Here is a 638-nt window from a genome sequence, read left to right as displayed (position 1 = left end):
GCGCGAAGTACATCATGAGGGCAAGGCACCTAGACCAGCGATTCGGCCGGAACATGACGAGGGGGAGGGGGGGATGCAAGCCTTGCCCGGAAGGGTTAGGGAACGGGCATGGTTTCCCCAGGGATCGGCGTCTTCGGCGCGGGCCATTTCGGCCGCTTCCACACCCTCAAGCTGAAGGGGGCGCCGGGGGCGCGCCTGGCCGGGCTGCATGACGCCGATGCCGCCCGGGCAGCGCAGGTCGCGGGCGAGGCCGGTTGCCCCGCGCTTTCGGCTGAGGCCCTGCTGGAAGCCTGCGATGCCGTGGTGATCGCGACGCCGACGCTGTTCCACGCCCGCCTGGCCGAGGCTGCGCTCAAGGCGGGCAAGCATGTCTTCGTCGAGAAGCCCATCACGGCGACGCTCGCCGAGGCCGATGCGCTGATCGAACTGGCCGCCGCGAAGGGGCTGGTGCTGATGGTGGGGCAGATCGAGCGGCATTCCGCGGCGATCCAGACGCTCCGGGAAAGCCTGGACGGCCGCCGGCTGGTCTCGCTGGAGGCGGCGCGGGTGGCGCCGTTCCGGCCGCGCAGCCTCGACGTGTCCGTCGTGCTGGACCTCATGATCCATGACCTGGACCTGATCCTCTCGCTGGTGCCCTC

At 70.2% G+C, this 638-nt stretch carries 1 protein-coding gene; it reads left to right on the top strand.

The features are described from left to right. Positions 1-108: 108 nt before the first annotated feature. A partial coding sequence (locus AC1DWF_RS35630) for a Gfo/Idh/MocA family protein (protein WP_476843171.1) occupies positions 109-638 on the top strand: 530 nt, incomplete at its 3' end.

It is taken from the genome of Aminobacter sp. P4_D5 (assembly GCF_056401815.1).
This window is presented reverse-complemented; position numbering and strand designations above follow the sequence as displayed.